This window comes from Janthinobacterium sp. 13, from assembly GCF_002749695.1.
Taxonomy (GTDB): Bacteria; Pseudomonadota; Gammaproteobacteria; order Burkholderiales; family Burkholderiaceae_D; genus Janthinobacterium; species Janthinobacterium kumbetense.
The window spans coordinates 2,876,498-2,892,708 of the sequence record NZ_PEEQ01000001.1; the positions used below are offsets into that span (position 1 = coordinate 2,876,498).

At 63.9% G+C, this 16,211-nt stretch carries 14 protein-coding genes; 4 read left to right on the forward strand and 10 right to left on the reverse strand.

Annotation, left to right across the window (positions count from 1 at the left end; genetic code table 11):
- The first annotated feature begins 204 nt into the window (after positions 1-204).
- Complete coding sequence (gene ybaL, locus CLU94_RS12685; RefSeq protein ID WP_099665872.1) at positions 205-1,917, forward strand: YbaL family putative K(+) efflux transporter; 1,713 nt, start codon at positions 205-207, stop codon at positions 1,915-1,917.
- Positions 1,918-1,975: 58 nt separating this feature from the next.
- Here the strand turns inward: ybaL and CLU94_RS12690 are convergent, their stop codons facing one another.
- Positions 1,976-4,021, reverse strand: a complete 2,046-nt coding sequence (locus tag CLU94_RS12690; protein ID WP_099665873.1) for an NADPH-dependent 2,4-dienoyl-CoA reductase — start codon at positions 4,019-4,021, stop codon at positions 1,976-1,978.
- Between the two features lie 160 nt (positions 4,022-4,181).
- On the opposite strand from CLU94_RS12690, the gene CLU94_RS12695 reads away from it, so the two are divergent.
- Entirely contained in the window at positions 4,182-4,763 is a 582-nt protein-coding gene (locus tag CLU94_RS12695; RefSeq protein WP_257218785.1) for an SRPBCC family protein, read from the forward strand.
- Positions 4,764-4,765: 2 nt separating this feature from the next.
- Here the strand turns inward: CLU94_RS12695 and CLU94_RS12700 are convergent, their stop codons facing one another.
- The 4 genes from CLU94_RS12700 to CLU94_RS12715 all read right to left on the reverse strand — a co-directional run bounded on the left by CLU94_RS12700 (position 4,766) and on the right by CLU94_RS12715 (position 7,334).
- Complete coding sequence (locus CLU94_RS12700) at positions 4,766-5,221, reverse strand: hypothetical protein (RefSeq protein WP_099408108.1); 456 nt, start codon at positions 5,219-5,221, stop codon at positions 4,766-4,768.
- Between the two features lie 42 nt (positions 5,222-5,263).
- Positions 5,264-5,704, reverse strand: a complete 441-nt coding sequence (locus CLU94_RS12705) for a DUF2721 domain-containing protein (RefSeq protein WP_034783716.1) — start codon at positions 5,702-5,704, stop codon at positions 5,264-5,266.
- Between the two features lie 112 nt (positions 5,705-5,816).
- Complete coding sequence (pip, locus tag CLU94_RS12710; RefSeq protein WP_099665875.1) at positions 5,817-6,773, reverse strand: prolyl aminopeptidase; 957 nt, start codon at positions 6,771-6,773, stop codon at positions 5,817-5,819.
- 78 nt (positions 6,774-6,851) lie between these two features.
- Positions 6,852-7,334 (reverse strand): Lrp/AsnC family transcriptional regulator, encoded by a 483-nt coding sequence (locus tag CLU94_RS12715; protein ID WP_034752896.1) that lies wholly within the window; start codon positions 7,332-7,334, stop codon positions 6,852-6,854.
- Between the two features lie 153 nt (positions 7,335-7,487).
- Between CLU94_RS12715 and CLU94_RS12720 the strand changes: the two genes are divergently transcribed.
- The gene (locus CLU94_RS12720) at positions 7,488-8,108 is read left to right on the forward strand and encodes a LysE family translocator (RefSeq protein WP_257218786.1); all 621 of its coding nucleotides are present in this window, start codon (positions 7,488-7,490) and stop codon (positions 8,106-8,108) included.
- Here CLU94_RS12720 and CLU94_RS12725 read toward each other — a convergent pair.
- The 5 genes from CLU94_RS12725 to CLU94_RS12745 all read right to left on the reverse strand — a co-directional run bounded on the left by CLU94_RS12725 (position 8,045) and on the right by CLU94_RS12745 (position 13,461).
- Positions 8,045-9,469 carry a hypothetical protein gene (locus CLU94_RS12725; protein ID WP_143451404.1) on the reverse strand — a complete coding sequence of 475 codons (1,425 nt, stop codon included), beginning with the start codon at positions 9,467-9,469 and terminating at the stop codon, positions 8,045-8,047. The two genes, CLU94_RS12720 and CLU94_RS12725, sit on opposite strands and share 64 nt — an antisense overlap.
- Positions 9,470-9,586: 117 nt before the next feature.
- Positions 9,587-10,327: an acetoacetyl-CoA reductase gene (phbB, locus tag CLU94_RS12730; RefSeq protein ID WP_035823615.1), complete on the reverse strand. Its 741-nt coding sequence runs from the start codon at positions 10,325-10,327 to the stop codon at positions 9,587-9,589.
- A 210-nt stretch (positions 10,328-10,537) separates the two neighbouring features.
- Positions 10,538-11,716 (reverse strand): acetyl-CoA C-acetyltransferase, encoded by a 1,179-nt coding sequence (locus tag CLU94_RS12735; RefSeq protein ID WP_034783723.1) that lies wholly within the window; start codon positions 11,714-11,716, stop codon positions 10,538-10,540.
- 222 nt (positions 11,717-11,938) lie between these two features.
- Complete coding sequence (locus tag CLU94_RS12740; protein ID WP_077398509.1) at positions 11,939-12,424, reverse strand: phasin family protein; 486 nt, start codon at positions 12,422-12,424, stop codon at positions 11,939-11,941.
- A 128-nt stretch (positions 12,425-12,552) separates the two neighbouring features.
- Positions 12,553-13,461 (reverse strand): LysR family transcriptional regulator, encoded by a 909-nt coding sequence (locus CLU94_RS12745; protein ID WP_099665877.1) that lies wholly within the window; start codon positions 13,459-13,461, stop codon positions 12,553-12,555.
- Between the two features lie 118 nt (positions 13,462-13,579).
- Here CLU94_RS12745 and metE point away from each other — a divergent pair, with 118 nt between their 5' ends.
- Complete coding sequence (metE, locus tag CLU94_RS12750; protein ID WP_099665878.1) at positions 13,580-15,892, forward strand: 5-methyltetrahydropteroyltriglutamate--homocysteine S-methyltransferase; 2,313 nt, start codon at positions 13,580-13,582, stop codon at positions 15,890-15,892.
- The last annotated feature ends 319 nt before the right edge of the window (positions 15,893-16,211 follow it).

A 16,211-nucleotide genomic window follows, 5' to 3' on the forward strand; every position in this document is an offset into this window, starting at 1 on the left:
CGGGGTGGCATAGGGTGGAGTCCTTGAATTAGGCGAAGATCCGGGTGGATAACATGCGTTCGTGGCCACCTGGACGAAGATATAGCACAGGTTTTTTGCAATAAAGCCGCAGGAACATTCCGGCAGGGGCTTTGATGCGTTTATACTTGGTCGCTGAGCAACATCTTTTTCCATCCGCACGTCCCCATAAGGAACCCCACACGCATGCCCCATGACATCAGCCTGATCACCACCATCGCCGCCGCCCTCGGGTTCGGCCTCATCTTCGGCTTCATCGCCGCGCGCCTGAAACTGCCGGCCCTGGTCGGCTATCTGGCCGCCGGCATCATCATCGGACCGGCCACGCCCGGTTTTGTGGCGGATGCGGAAATAGCGGGACAATTGGCGGAAATCGGGGTGATGCTGATGATGTTCGGTGTCGGCCTGCACTTTTCCATCGAGGATCTGTGGGACGTGCGCAAGATCGCGCTGCCCGGCGCCATCCTGCAGATCGGCGTCGCCACGGCGATGGGCATGGGCCTGGCCCACTGGTGGGGCTGGACCCTCGGTGGCGGACTGATCTTTGGACTGGCCCTATCGGTCGCCAGTACCGTGGTGCTGCTGCGCGCGCTGGAAGAACGGGGCATCCTCGATTCCCTGAATGGCCGCATCGCCGTCGGCTGGCTGGTGGTGGAAGACCTCGTCACCGTGCTGGTGCTGGTGCTGCTGCCGGCGTTTGCCGGCGTGCTGGGCGGCAAGGTCGCACCGGATGCCGAGGCCGTCAGCCTGTGGCAAACCCTGGCGATTACCCTGGGGCAAGTAGCCGGCTTCATCGTCTTCATGCTGGTGGTCGGCCGCAAGCTGTTCCCATGGATCCTGTGGCAAGTGGCGCGCACCGGCTCGCGCGAACTGTTCACCCTGTGCGTGATCGCCGCCGCCGTCGGCATCGCCTATGCGTCGACCAAGCTGTTCGGCGTGTCCTTCGCGCTGGGCGCCTTCTTCGCCGGCATGGTGCTGCGCGAATCGGAACTCAGCCACCGCGCCGCGGAAGAGTCCTTGCCCCTGCGCGACGCGTTCGCCGTGCTGTTCTTCGTGTCCGTCGGCATGCTGTTCGAGCCGAACATCCTCATCGAGAAGCCCCTGCAAGTGCTGGCCGTGTGCGCCATCATTATCTTCGGCAAGTCGATCGCCGCCTTCCTGCTGGTGATGGCCCTGCGCTATCCGCCGAAAACGGCCATCATCGTCTCGGCCAGCCTGGCGCAGATCGGCGAATTCTCATTCATCCTGGCCGCGCTGGGCCTGTCGCTGGGCCTGATGCCGCAGGAAGGCCAAAGCCTGATCCTGGCCGGCGCCATCCTGTCCATCGCCTTGAATCCGCTCGTGTTCAGCATGGCCAAGCCGCTGCTGCGCGTGATGAGCAACAGCGATTTCGCGCGCAAGTTCGAACGCACCACGGACCCGCTGGCCGAACTGCCGATGACGGTGCCGCAGGAAAAACTGTCGGGCCAGATCGTCCTGGTCGGCTATGGCCGCGTGGGCCGGCGCATCGCCGCCGCCCTGATGGAACGGGGCATCCACTTCGTCGTGGCCGAGGAAAACCGCGAAATCGTCGACCAGCTGCGCAAGCAGGGCATTCCGGCCGTGGCCGGCAATGCGGGCGAACCGGCCGTGCTGATCCAGGCGCACATCACGCACGCCACCATGCTCGTCATCGCCACGCCGGACACCTTCCACGTGCGCGCCATGATCGAGACGGCGCGCGCGCTGAACCCGGACATCATGACGGTGGTGCGCACGCACAGCGAGGAAGAGGCGGAATTGCTGCGCGCGGAAAACGCGGGCAAGGTGTTCATTGGCGAGCACGAGCTGGCCAATGGCATGGCCGAGCACGTGCTGCAGAGTTTTGATGCGGCGAAGAAGGGGCATGGCGGGCATTAAGCCGGCGCCATTTCCGTCCAGCAAGCCTGCCCGCTCCCCCAGCCGGCAGGCTTTCTTTTTACAGGCTGGCGGCCAGTTCCGCGCCTTCCCGTATCGCCCGCTTGGCGTCGAGCTCCGCCGCCAGCGCGGCGCCGCCGATTTTATGGAAGCGGGGGCCGCCGGTGGCCAGCGGCTTGCCATCCTTGCCCATGTCCGGCATGAGCTCCGTCAAGCTGTCCTGGCCCGCGCAGATGACCACGTTGTCCACCGCCAGCAGGCGCTGCTCGCCGCCCACGGTGATGTGCAAGCCCTGCTCGTCGATCTTGTCATAGCTCACGCCGGCCAGCATGGCCACGCCGTTTCTCGCCAGCGCCGCGCGGTGCACCCAGCCCGACGTCTTGCCCAGACCCGCGCCCACTTTCGACGTCTTGCGCTGCAACAGGAAGATTTGCCGCACGGGCGCAGGCGCCACGGGCGGCACCAGGCCGCCGCCGGTGGCCGCGTCCAGGTCCACGCCCCACTCGCCTGCCCAGGTGGCCACGGGCAGCGGCAGCGGGTGCGCCGGGTCGTGCAGCAGGTATTCGCCCACGTCGAAGCCGATGCCGCCCGCGCCGATGATGGCCACGCGCGCGCCGACAGGCTTCTTGCTTTGCAGCACATCCAGATACGACAGCACTTTCGGGTGGTCGATGCCGGGAATGGCCGGCAAGCGCACCTTGATGCCGGTGGCGACGATGACGTCGTCATAGCCGCCGGCCAGCAATTGCTCGCGCGTGACGCGCTGGCCCAGGCGCAGCTTGACTTCCAGCAGCGCCAGCCGGCGGGCAAAATAGCGGATGGTTTCCGTAAATTCTTCCTTGCCGGGAATTTGCATGGCCACCTTGAACTGGCCGCCCACGCTGTCGCTGCTGTCGAACAGGGTCACCTCGTGCCCGCATTCAGCCGCCACGCAGGCGGCGGACAGGCCGGCCGGGCCGGCGCCGACGACGGCCACCCGGCGCGGCACGGCCTTTTTCGCGTACACGAGTTCCGTTTCATGGCAGGCGCGCGGGTTGACGAGGCAGCTGGCGCGCTTGTTGGCGAACGTGTGGTCCAGGCACGCCTGGTTGCAGCCGATGCAGGTGTTGATCTCGTCCGTGCGCCCGGAGGCGGCCTTGGCGACAAAATGGGGGTCGGCCAGGAAGGGGCGCGCCATCGACACCAGGTCGCAGTCGCCCCGCTCCAGGATGGCGTTCGCTTCGTGCGGCATGTTGATGCGGTTCGACGCCACCACGGGAATGCCGACTTCGCGGCGCAGCCGGCCCGCCACGGAGGCGAAGGCGGCGCGCGGCACCGAGGTGACGATGGTGGGCACCCTCGCCTCATGCCAGCCGAAGCCCGTATTGAGAATCGTCACGCCCGCGTGTTCCAGGGCCTTGGCCACCGCCACCACGTCATCCCAGGTATTGCCGCCCTCGACCAGGTCGAGCAGGGAATGGCGGTACATGATGATGAAGTTGGGGCCGACGGCGGCGCGGATGCGGCGCACGATGTCCACGGGCAGGCGCATGCGGTTTTCGATGCTGCCGCCCCAGCGGTCCTGGCGCAGGTTCGTGCGCGCGCACAGGAACTGGTTCAATAGGTATCCTTCGCTGCCCATCACTTCGATGCCGTCATAGCCAGCCTTTTGCGCCAGGCGCGCGCAGCGCACGTAGTCGCAGATGGTGCGCTCGATGCCCCGTTCGCTCAGGGGACGGGGGCGGAATGGCGAAATCGGCGATTTCTTCGCCGACGCCGAGACGACGAACGGCTGATAGCCATAGCGGCCCGCATGCAGGATCTGCATGACGATCTTGCCGCCCTCCTCGTGCACGGCGCGCGTCACCTTGCGGTGGTTCGGCACGTCGCCGAGGAAATTGAGGGTGCCGCCGAACGGCAGCAGCCAGCCCTGGCGGTTCGGCGAGATGCCGCCCGTGACGATCAGCCCCACGCCGCCGCGCGCCCGTTCGCGGTAGAACGCGGCGAGCTTGCCATAATGATAAAACCGGTCTTCCAGGCCTGTATGCATGGACCCCATGATGACTCTGTTGCGCAAAGAGGTAAAACCCAGGTCGAGCGGGGCCAGCAGGTGGGGATAGGCAGTCATGGTGATCGGTCCGGTAGAGGTGGTATGCAGGCCGTACGGTAGCAAGCATTGCCGCTCGCCGCAGCGTATTTCTCTAGACCGGGAGTTCTAAATCGCCCGGCGCACGGGCCGGCGATGCGTACAGCTTGTGCCGGGCGCAAGTTTCCCGTAGGCTAGGTGCATGACGCGACTCTTCCTTTGCCTGCTGATGCTGTGCGCCGTCCCCGCTACCGCGCTGGCGCAGGCGATACGCCTGGACAAGCTCAAGGTCGACGTCAAGCGCATCGAGGTCGACGGGCAGCGCATGTATGAAGTCGATGCCAGCGGCAGCGTGCAGGCGCCGCCGGCGTCCGTCTGGAAGACCCTGACCTCCTACGAGCGCATGCATGAATTCGTGCCGGACCTGAGTTCCTGCCGCGTGCTGTCGCGCAACGGCAATGAAGTCATCATCGAGCAGCAGGGCATGGCGCGCTTCCTGTTCATGAACCACCCCATCCACCTGGTGGTGCGGGCCACGGAAACGCCGTTTACGGCCATCGACATCGCCCTGATCTCGGGCGACATGCGGCATTACGAATCGCGCTGGAATCTGTACCCCATCCCCGAGACGGGCGGCACGCGCATCGTCTTTTCCAGCCGGCTGATGCCGGGCTTCTACGTGCCCGGCATGCTGGGCACGACCATGATACGCGGCGATATCGAGCGCATGATGGCGGCCGTGCTGGCACGCATCGACAGCCAGTACGCCGATAAATCCGGATAAAACTACGCTAGGTAGGTATCGCGGTCGCGGATTTCCGCGAAGTTCTCCAGGCTGCCCAGCTTTACCGTGACGGGATTCAGGCTCGCCTGCGGCTGCATCGAGCGCCAGGCGAACAGCCATTCCTGCTCCGGCGCTTCGGCGCGCGTCTTGGTGAAGGCGGCGCCCAGGGCGGCGCGCTGGCCATACTCGACCAGGCCGTCGATGCCGGCCCAGCTGGGCAAGGTGCGCTGCACGGCTCGGTGCAGGCGTTCGCCGAATTCTTCCGTATTGTGGATGATCAAACAGGCGTCGGCCGGGGCGAACAGGTCGAACAGTTGCTTGTCCCACACTTGGGAAAAGCTCAGGGTCAAACAATTGCCCGCAGGCATAAGGCGGAACTGGCCCAGGCTCAGCGCCAGCTCGAGTTCGCTGCGCTGGCCGTAGCGGTGCAGGGTGGGGGGACGTTTGTAATCGTGCATGCTGGACTCGTTCTTCAATAGTAGGGTAAACCGGCGCGCCGCTTAACGTGGCGGGCGGATATGGCGCCGGATGCGCTGGGCCGTCGCGGCCAGATAAATTTCGCGCAGTAAATAAATAAAACAGCCGATCAGGCAAATCACGGCCAGCACAAAGAAGGCCGCGATGTATTTGTCCAGGGTCAGGTTCAGAATATCGCCCAAAAACAGCATGGCGATGATGACGCAGACGAAGAAACCGCACGCCGTGCTGAGCGAAATCGAGTAATTGATCAGATGGGTACGCCGATACAAGGTATCTAGCTCATCCATATAGAAATCGTTATAGCCGATGTCGAGCCGGTCTTCCAGCACGCGCGTGCGGTCGATGATGCGGCCCAGGCGGTTGGTCAGCACCACCAGCATGGTGCCGATACCGGTCAACAGGAAAACCGGCGCAATCGCCAGCTGGATGATATGGCCGATGTCGCCGATCTGTATGTTCATGGATAAAAAGTCGTAGGTTCACACCGGCGCCCGACCGTGGCGCCAGCACAGGCCATAGTGTAGCAGGTGGCGCCCGCCGGCTGGCCGCTTTGCCAACCGGCGGGCTCTGGCGTCATGCGAAACCGCGCCCCGGCACGAAGCGCTCGGTGGCGCGCACCAGCGCCGAAGCGATGCCGTGCTCGAGCGCGCCATGGCCCGCATCCGGGATCATTTCCAGCTGCGCGCCCGGCCAGGCTTGCTGCAGGCGGTAGGCCGACAGCGGCGGGCAGATGGCGTCGTAGCGTCCCTGCACGATGACGGCCGGCAAATGCGCGATGCGCGCCATGTTGCGGATCAGCTGGTCTTCCTCGAAGAAACCCAGATTGGCCATGTAGTGCGATTCGAGCCGGCCCACGCCCAGGTCGAGCGCATCGTTCGGCGCATCTTCCGGCTGCGGCATCAGGTAGACGCGGCGGCCTTCGAAGCGGCTCCAGGCGCGCGCGGCGGGCCAATATACGGCGGGATCGCTGCTGAGGATGCGTTTCACGTAGGCCGCCAGCAAGTCGCCCCGTTCCTCTGCGGGAATAGGCGCGGCGAATTCCGCGTACAGTTCCGGATAGAACCAGCGCACGCCCTCGATGAACCAGTCGATTTCCGCCTGCGTACACAGGAAAATGCCGCGCAGCACGAAACCGAGGCAAGCCTCGGGGTGCGCCTGGCCATACGCGAGCGCCAGGGTCGAACCCCACGAGCCGCCAAACACCAGCCATTGGTCGATGCCGAACTGGACGCGCAAGCGTTCGATATCGGCGATCAGCAGCTGCGTCGTGTTGTTGCGCCATTCGCCCAGCGGCGTGGACTTGCCCGCGCCGCGCTGGTCGAACAGGATCACGCGGTAGCGCTGCGGGTCAAAAAAGCGGCGGTGCTGCGGCGACAGGCCCGCGCCGGGGCCGCCGTGCAGGAACAGCACGGGAATGCCGTCGGGGTTGCCGCACTCTTCCCAATAAATGGTGTGGATGTCATCGACCGCCAGCATGCCGTGCCGGTTTGGCGACAGGACGGGAAACAGGGGGGACAAAGAATCGGGCATGGCGGTCCTCAGAATGGCAGTCGGGGCGCCAGGCACGAGTCCTGGCAACTGTTCCAATTATAGTGCGCCGCCGGCGCCTCAGGCCAGCAGCAAGGGCAGGCGGTTCGACGACTTGATTTCGCGCATCGACAGGCTGGACTGGATTTCCGCCACGCCAGGCAGGCGGCGCAGCACGGTCGAGACGAATTCGCCATACGCTTCCAGGTCGCGCGCCACCACTTGCAGGAAATAATCGGCTTCACCCGCCACATTGTGGCACGACAAGATCTCGGGAATCGTCGCGATCGCCTGCTCGAACTGCGACGGCTGTTCGCCGCCATGGTTGGCAAACACGACCCGCACGAACGCCACCAGGCCGATGCCCAGCTTCTTGCGGTTAAGCAAAGCCTGGTAGCCGGTAATGAAACCTTCCTCTTCCAGGCGGCGCAAGCGGCGCCAGACGGGGGTTTCGCTCAGTTTCAAGCGCTCGGCCAGGCGCGCATTCGACAGCCGTCCTTCATCCTGCAACAGCCTGAGTATCTGCAAATCGGTGGCGTCGAGGCTAACTTCTGAAATTTTCATCTATTTTTTGTTTTTATACGAGTGGAATCTACCCGAATACTAGGGCATGCAGGGCAGGAAAAGCAAGCACATTTCATCGCTGCAAGAACATAATGGGACCCGGCGAGCAGGCCGCACCGTGTGCATGCTCCCGCTTTTCTTTTCGACCGAGCCATGTCCGATTCTACCTTCCTGATGTACCTGCTGGCACTGGCCGGCGCCTTTTTATTACCGGGCCCCGACATGGCGCTGGTGCTGGCGACGGGCGCGGCGCGCGGCGTGGCCGCGGCGCTGGTGACGGCCGTGGGCATCGCCGGCGCGCGCGCCGTCCACGTGGCGCTGTCGGGCGCGGGCCTGGCGGCGCTGATGGTGACGCATCCGCAAGCCTTGCAATGGGTCAAATGGGCGGGCGCCGCCTACCTGCTGTACCTGGCGCTGCGCCTGCTGCAGTCGGCCCTGTCGAGCAAAACGGCACAGGAAGCGGCCGCCCCCGCCACGGCGCATGGCGCCCGCGCCAGCCTGGTGCGCGGCTTCCTGACGAATCTGCTCAATCCGAAGGCACTGCTGTTTTGCAGCATGTTCCTGCCGCAATTCGTCGTCGGCAGCGAGCAGGTCGGCATGCAATACCTGCGCCTGGGCGCCGTCCTGGTGCTGGTGGGCCTGCTGTTCGACGCCCTGTACGCCGTGCTCGCCGCGCGCCTGGCGCGCCGCCTGCGCGGCAAGCCTTCGCCTTACGGCAAGTTCGTACTGCCTGCCGTGTTCGTGCTGCTGGCCGGGCGGCTGGTGCTGGGCTGATCGGCCATCGCATCCGTGAAGAAGGCCGGGTAATCGGCCAGCAGGCTGCGCTCAAAGTCGTTGACCTTGCGAAATTGCCGCAGACCTGGCGCCATGGCCCGGCCCGCATCCCAGCTGCGCCAGGCATTCGGCGCATCGAATTGCGCCAGCAAGGCGTCGCCCAGGTCCTGGTACACGGCCGCCATGTGCGGCTTGGCTTGCAACACTTGCAGATACAGGGCCGTCGCTTCCGGCCATTGGCCCAGCTTGGCGCGCAAATTGCCTTCGAACAGGGCCAGGACGGGCTGCTGCATCCCCGTTTGCGTCCTGGCCTCCTGCACGGCGGCCAGCGCGGCCGCGACGCCCTCTTTATCCTTGGCCAGCAGCGCGCGCGTCAAGTCGTGGATGGGCTGGCACTCCTGCATGGCCCGCTGCTGCTGGGGCGTCAGTTTGTCCACCAGCGCGCCCGTGGAAAAATGGTCTTCCAGCAAGGTCAAGAAAGCCTCGAAGGGTTTTTCTGCCGCAAACAGGCGCTCCGCCTCGGCGCGCAGCGCCGGATGCGCCTGCGGACTCAGCGGCGGCAACAGGGCCGCCTGCGCCAGCACGCGCTCAAGCGCCGACGCGCCGGCCGCCAGCGGGCGTGGCCGGTATGCGGCCAGGGAATACGTGGCGGGCGCCCCCGCCGTCATGGCGCCGATGCGGAAATGGCGCGTGGCCGTACCGCCCACCTCCTGGTAATGTAAAGTAAAGTCGGCGGGAATGCGCTTGCCATCGGCCAGCATCTTCAGCACCAGCGGGTGGCCGCCCCAGGTGTAGCGCAGGAACTGGGCAAACGCCGTCGCATCGGCGCCGCTGACGGGGCTGCCGGCTATCCCCAGGCGCAGCAGGGGCTGCCCGTCGAGCGACCACAGCACGGCGCCGTCGAGCACTTGGGGGGTCAGTGGCCCGCGCCGCCTTGGCGCCAGCACCGATAAAGTCTGCTCTTCATACACGGGCAAGGTCGCATGCTGTTCCATCTTGCCGGCCTGCAAGATGCCGGCGATGCCCTGCCGGTGGCGCAATTCGATGGCGCGAAAGCCGACGGCGTCGAACAGCGAATAACCGTCATAGGTTCCCGCCGCCGTATCGATGAGGTAGCGGCGGCGCGTGGCAAAATCGAACATGGACAAGCTCATGCCATCGCGCACGCTCAGGTAATGGGGGCCCAGCACGACATCGCTTTCCTGCGTCGCGCGCGCGGGCAGGCTGGTTTTCACGCCGGGTTTGACGACACGTTCGGTCACCACCGTGACGTGGAACGCGACGCTGGCCTGGGCCGCGCTGGCGCCCAGGAAAAGGATGGCGGCCACGCTGGCGCGGCGCAAGGCGGGAACTAGGGTCATGGAGATGATGCAGTGGAGAAATACTGATTTTAAGGCAAATCCGGCGAGTCCCTTGTTTTGCTTGCAAGCATAAAAAAAGACAGCCGCAGCTGTCTTTTTGTTTTACCTCAACAACGATTACGACATGTGCTGGCCGCCGTTGATCGAGATGTTGGCGCCCGTGACGAAGGCTGCTTCATCGGAAGCCAGGTAAGCCACCAGGCCGGCCACTTCTTCCGGCTTGCCCAGGCGCGCCATCGGAATTTGCGGGATGATTTTGCTGTCGAGCACTTCCTGCGGAATCGCCATGACCATCTTGGTGCCGATGTAGCCTGGCGAGATGGTGTTGACGGTGACGTTCTTGCGCGCCACTTCCAGCGCCAGCGACTTGGTGAAACCATGCATGCCGGCTTTCGCGGCCGAATAGTTGGTCTGGCCGAAGGCGCCCTTCTGGCCATTCACGGACGAGATATTGATGATGCGGCCCCAGCCGCGTTCCACCATGCCGTCGCAGACGGGCTTGGTCATGTTGAAGACGGAATCGAGGTTGGTGCCCATCACGGCATCCCAGTTCGGCTTGTCCATCTTCTTGAACGTCATGTCGCGCGTGATGCCGGCGTTATTCACCAGCACGTCGACAGGACCGATTTCCGCTTCCACGGCCGCCACGCAGGCCGCTGCCGAATCGTAGTCGGCCACGTCGCACGGATACGCCTTGAAGTCGTAGCCCATGTCCTTGGTCGTCGCCAGCCATTCCGCGACCTTCGGATTGCCTGGGGAATATGTGGTCACCACGCGATAGCCGAGCGCCGCCAGCTTGAAACACACCGCTTCGCCCAGACCACCCATGCCACCAGTTACCAATGCAACTCTTGCCATTTTCATCCCCTCAGTGTCGTTCTGTTGCTAAAAAGTTAATTATTTAAATAAAGCAGCCCAAACCGCCGCATGACAGCGGCGTACCGCATCGCACCCAAGCGTAGCGAGCGGCGATGATTTGTGGCTAAGAAGCGCAACCGTGCTCTAGCACGGTGAGCATCGCAGGCCGCAAAGCACGCCGCGCAGTAGCTTGGGTGCGGTGCCAGCTACTTAGTCGCGCTCGATGGCTAAAGCTACACCCATGCCGCCGCCGATGCACAATGCGGCCAGGCCTTTCTTGGCGTCGCGGCGGATCATTTCGTGGATCAGGGTGACCAGGATGCGCGCGCCCGAGGCGCCGATCGGGTGGCCGATGGCAATCGCGCCGCCGTTCACGTTGATCTTGCTGGTATCCCAGCCCATTTCCTTGTTGACGGCAATCGCTTGCGCGGCAAACGCTTCGTTGATTTCCATCAAGTCCAGCTCTTCATGCGTCCAGCCTGCTTTTTTCAGGCACAGGCGCGATGCGGAGACGGGGCCCATGCCCATGACGGCCGGGTCCAGGCCCGACGAGGCGTAAGCCTTGATGCGTGCCAGCGGCTTCAAGCCCAGTTCCTTCGCTTGCGAGGCGGACATCATGATGACGGCGGCGGCGCCATCGTTCAGGCCGGAAGCGTTGCCGGCCGTGACGGTGCCATCCTTGGCGAACGCGGGGCGCAGGCCGGCCAGCGATTCCAGGGTCGAACCGGGCTTGATGTATTCGTCGCTGTCGAAGACGACCGTGCCTTTTTTGTTGGCGATCTCCAGCGGCAGGATTTCATCCTTGAACTTGCCCGCCTTTTGCGCCGCTTCCGCCTTCAGTTGCGACTGCAGCGCGAATTCATCTTGCTCGGCGCGCGTCACTTCGTATTTCTTGGCGACGTTTTCCGCCGTGATGCCCATGTGGTACTGGTTGTACACGTCCCACAGGCCGTCGACGATCATGGTGTCGATCATCTTGAAGTCGCCCATGCGGAAACCGTCGCGCGAGCCGTTCATCGCGTGCGGCGAAGCGCTCATGTTTTCCTGGCCGCCGGCGATGATGATGTTGGCGTCGCCGCACTTGATCGCTTGCGCCGCCAGGTGCGTGGCCTTCAAGCCGCTGCCGCATACCTTGTTGATGGTGAATGCCGGGATGCTGCTCGGCAGGCCAGCCTTGATGACGGCCTGGCGCGCGGCGTTCTGGCCGACGGCAGCCGTCAGCACCTGGCCCAGGATCGCTTCGCCGATCAGGTTCGGGTCGATGCCGGTTTGTGCCAGCAAGCCCTTGATTACATGCGCGCCCAGTTCGGACGCAGGAATCTTGGCCAGACTGCCACCGAATTTGCCGACTGCGGTACGGCCGGCGGCCACGATTACGACATCATCCATTTATTTCTCCGATATGCTGGCCACGAGGGCCAAGGTCAAGGTGCTAATAGAATCCCATTGGAATCCTGTGAATCCGGGAAGACACAGCAAGCTGTGTTTCATTCTAGCGCGGCATGCGCCGCAGTTCCAGCGCCGCACCGCAGGCGGCGGCGATGACAGCCTGCCTGCGGTGGCGGCGGGCGGCCTGGCGCGGCGGATAGCCGCTGCCGGGCCGCAACGCGCTTACGCCTGGCGAGCAGGACGCGTGTTTTTATTTTTATCATACCCTTCATCGGCGCCGCCGAAAGTGGTTTTTAGAAAATTATTGAAGGGAATAATCAGGGGTACGGGCGTTTGCTTTACCACCTGCAACAGCTCGCCAAATTTTTGACGCGATGCAGCAAACTCACCCTTTGTCACAGTGTCGAATTTCTCCTGGGTTTCTTGAGCAACATCCTTTGCCTGGCGGCTATATGCACCGATGCGTTCGATGGCCAGTTGCGACTGCGTGCGCGACAGTTCCAGCAGCGCTTGCGGGTCCTTCGCGGACAGCAGCTGATTGCCCGCCACAGTAGCGGCCGCCAGCGCCGTGCGGGCCGCATCGAGCTGCAATTCCAGCACGCTGGCACCGCTGTCGACAGCGGCCTGCGCATACGCTTGCGCGCTGATCAATTGTGCTTCCACCACGGCCTTGCCGGCCCGTGCCCATTGTTCGGAAAATGAAAACATCGTGTTCCTCCCCAAAGAGTAGGCAGCGCATGTTGCGCCGCACAGTGCTCAACTGTAAGCGGTGGTTCATTGCTGAACCTTGATATTTATCAAACTTTGCTGTTGGTTTGTTTCCAACCCAACGCTGGTCAGGACAACAACTTGATACCGTCGAGCGAGGCCGCGCACTGCTCGCGTATCACGCTGACGAAATCGCGCACGTACGCCTTGTCCTGCAGATGCTCGGGCACGGACACGTACAAATCGCTCCACAAGCCGTGTTCGCCCACCGGGCGCGCCACGACGTAATCGTAATCGACGTAATTCTTGATGGCCCAGTTCGGCAAGGCGGCAATGCCGCGCCGGCTCGCCACCAGTTGCAGCACGGCCACCGTCAATTCGGCCGTGCGGCGTTCAAACGCGATGCCGGCCGGCCGCAGCACTTCGCGGATCAGGTCGATGCGCTCTTCCGGCACGGGATAGGTAATTAATGTTTCGCCCGTAAAGTCGGCCGCCGCCAGCCGGCGCTGCGCCTGCAGCCGGTGCTTTTGCGCCATCACCACCAGCATTTCAAAGCGGAACAGGGGAAACACGGTGAAATCGGGGCCGTACGGCGAGCCGATCACGAGATCCGCCTCGCCCGAACGCAGCAAGTCCGCCGGTTCGCTGTGAAAGCCGGAAACCAGGTCGATCTCCACTTCCGGCCAGCGCTGGCGGAAGGCATCCATCACCGGCATGAGCCAGTCGAAACAGGTATGGCATTCGAGCGCCACGCGCAGCTGTCCCTTGTCGCCCTGCGACAGGCGCGCCACGTCGCGCTCGGCCAGCTCGATCTCGGGCAGCAGCTTGTCGGCCAGGGCCAGCAGCCGGCTGCCCGTGGCCGTAAACGCGATCGGCATCGACTTGCGCTCGAACAATGGCGCCTTGTAGCGCTCTTCGAGCAGGCGGATCTGGTGCGACAGGGCCGACTGGGTCAGGTTGAGCAGCTGCGCGGCGCGCACCAGGCTGCCGGACGAACGCAGGGCACTCAAGGTGCGCAGGTGACGGATTTCTAGCATCGGAGAAATGGATTCTGTGCGTGAATTATTTTCATGTTATTCGGCAAAATGTTTCGTTTTGATTATAGATCAAGTTGCCGCACACTCTAGCGCATTCACATTAAATCTCGATGACATCATGACCATTCGTACCCACGTCCTTGGCTTTCCCCGTATCGGCGCCGCGCGCGAACTGAAACTGGCGCTGGAAAGCCACTGGCGTGGCGAGCTGTCCGAGGCGGACCTGGAAGCGACGGGCCGGCAACTGCGCGCGCGCCACTGGGCCCAGCAGCGCGACGCCGGCCTCGATTACGTCACCGTGGGCGACTTCGCCTTTTACGACCAGGTGGCCAGCCATATCCAGCTATTGGGCTGCGAACCGGCCCGCTTCCACTTTGCGCCAGAGCAATCGCCGCTGGCGCGCTATTTCACCATGGCGCGCGGCGCAGACACGCACGCCGCCCATGCCGGCTGCGGCCACGCGCACCATGCACACGCCGCAGGCACTGCCGCGCTGGAAATGACCAAGTGGTTTGACACCAATTACCATTACCTGGTGCCCGAACTGTCGCCGCAGACCCGCTTTTCGCTCGCTTGCGAGCGCCTGCTGGCGGAAGTGGCCGAGGCGCAGGCGCTGGGCCACCCGGTCAAGGCGGCCCTGATCGGCCCCCTCACCTTCTTGTGGCTGGGCAAGGAAAAGACGCCAGGCTTCGATCGCCTGGCCCTGCTGGAACAATTGCTGCCCGTCTACGGCGCCCTGCTCGACCGCCTGAAGCGGCAAGGCGTCACCTGGGTGCAGCTCGATGAACCGATCCTGGGCCTGGACTTGCCCAACGCGTGGCGCAGCGCCTTCGAAAGCACGTACTGGCAGTTGAACCAGGTGGGCGTGAATATCCTGCTGGCAACGTATTTCTCGCCGCTGGAAGAAAACCTCAGCCTGACGTGCCGCCTGCCTGTGGCCGGCCTGCACGTGGACGGCATCCGCGCGCCGCATGAACTGATCAGCGTGACGGACTGGCTGCCCGCGCATAAAGTCTTGTCGATTGGCATCGTCGACGGGCGCAATATCTGGCGTACCGACCTCGACGCTGCCCTGGCCGTGCTACGGCCGCTGGCGGCCAAACGCGACGGCCATTTGTGGCTGGCGCCGTCGTGCTCGCTGCTGCACGTGCCGTTCAGCCTGGAAGCGGAAACGGAGCTCGACAGCGACATCCGCAACTGGCTGGCATTTGCCACGGAAAAACTGGCGGAGATCGCCATCCTCAAGGGCGCGCTCGCCGACCAGCCCGATGACGCCGCACTGGCACAGTCCCGCCGGGCTGTCGCCGGGCGGCGCGCCAGCCCCCGCGTGCACCGCCCGCAAGTGGCGCAGCGCCTGCAGGCGCTGTCTCCCACCGTGGACCGCCGCGATTCCGGCTTCCCGCAGCGCCAGGCCATGCAGCGCGCGCGCTTGCAACTGCCCGATTTCCCCACGACGACCATCGGTTCCTTCCCGCAGACGCCGGCCATCCGCGCCGCCCGCGCCAGCCACAAGCGGGGCGAACTGGCGAGCGCCGAGTATGAACGGCAGATGCGCGCCGAAATCGCCCGCGCCGTGGGGCGCCAGGAAGCGCTGGGCCTGGACGTGCTCGTGCATGGCGAAGCGGAACGCAACGACATGGTCGAATACTTCGGCGAACAATTGGACGGTTTTATCTTGACGCACCACGGCTGGGTGCAATCGTACGGCTCGCGCTGCGTCAAGCCGCCCGTCATCTACGGCGACGTGCAGCGCCCGGCCGCCATGACGGTGGCCTGGACGGTGCACGCGCAAAGCCTGACCAATAAACCGATGAAAGGCATGCTGACGGGCCCGGTGACGATATTGCAATGGTCGTTCGTGCGCGACGACCAGCCGCGCGCCACCACGGCGCTGCAGATCGCCCTGGCCATGCGCGACGAGGTAGCCGACCTGGAAGGGGCCGGCATCGGCATCATCCAGATCGACGAGCCGGCCCTGCGCGAAGGCTTGCCGCTGCGCCGCGGCCAGTGGGACGCCTACCTGGACTGGGCCACGCGCGCCTTCCGCATCGCCGCCTGCGTCGTTGGCGACACGACGCAGATCCACACCCACATGTGCTATGCGCAGTTCAACGACATCCTGCCGCAGATCGCCGCCATGGATGCCGACGTCATCACGATAGAGACGAGCCGCTCGGACATGGCGCTGCTGGCGGGCTTTGGCCAGTTCCAGTATCCGAACGAAATCGGCCCCGGCGTATACGACATCCACTCGCCGCGCATCCCCTCGACCCTCGACATGGTGACATTGCTGCAAAAGGCCAGCGCCGTCATTCCCCCGGCGCATTTATGGGTCAACCCGGACTGCGGCTTGAAGACGCGGGGCTGGGCGGAAACGGAGGCGGCCTTGCAAAACATGGTCGCGGCGGCACGGCAGATGCGCGCGGCGTGATGAAAATATGACAAGGTCATGCAAGGCCTGACAAAACCGTAGCGAGCGGAAGAAAGTTGTGCTTGAGAAGCGCAACTGTATGAAGGTACAGTGAGCATCGCAGACCGCAAATTACGACGCGCAGCAGGTTTTGATAGGCGGACTCAAGCCGCATTCTCGGCTGCTTTCGGGGCGGCGCACCGGTTTTCCGGGGCGCCGTCCGTTTTTTTTGACATGAAGTAGGTGTTGCCCTGCGGAATAGCACGCGCCAGGCCCCTGATGCCGATTTTTTTGCAGTAGAATGCAAGAAATTTACTGCTCCCATTGTTGCCGTACGGAA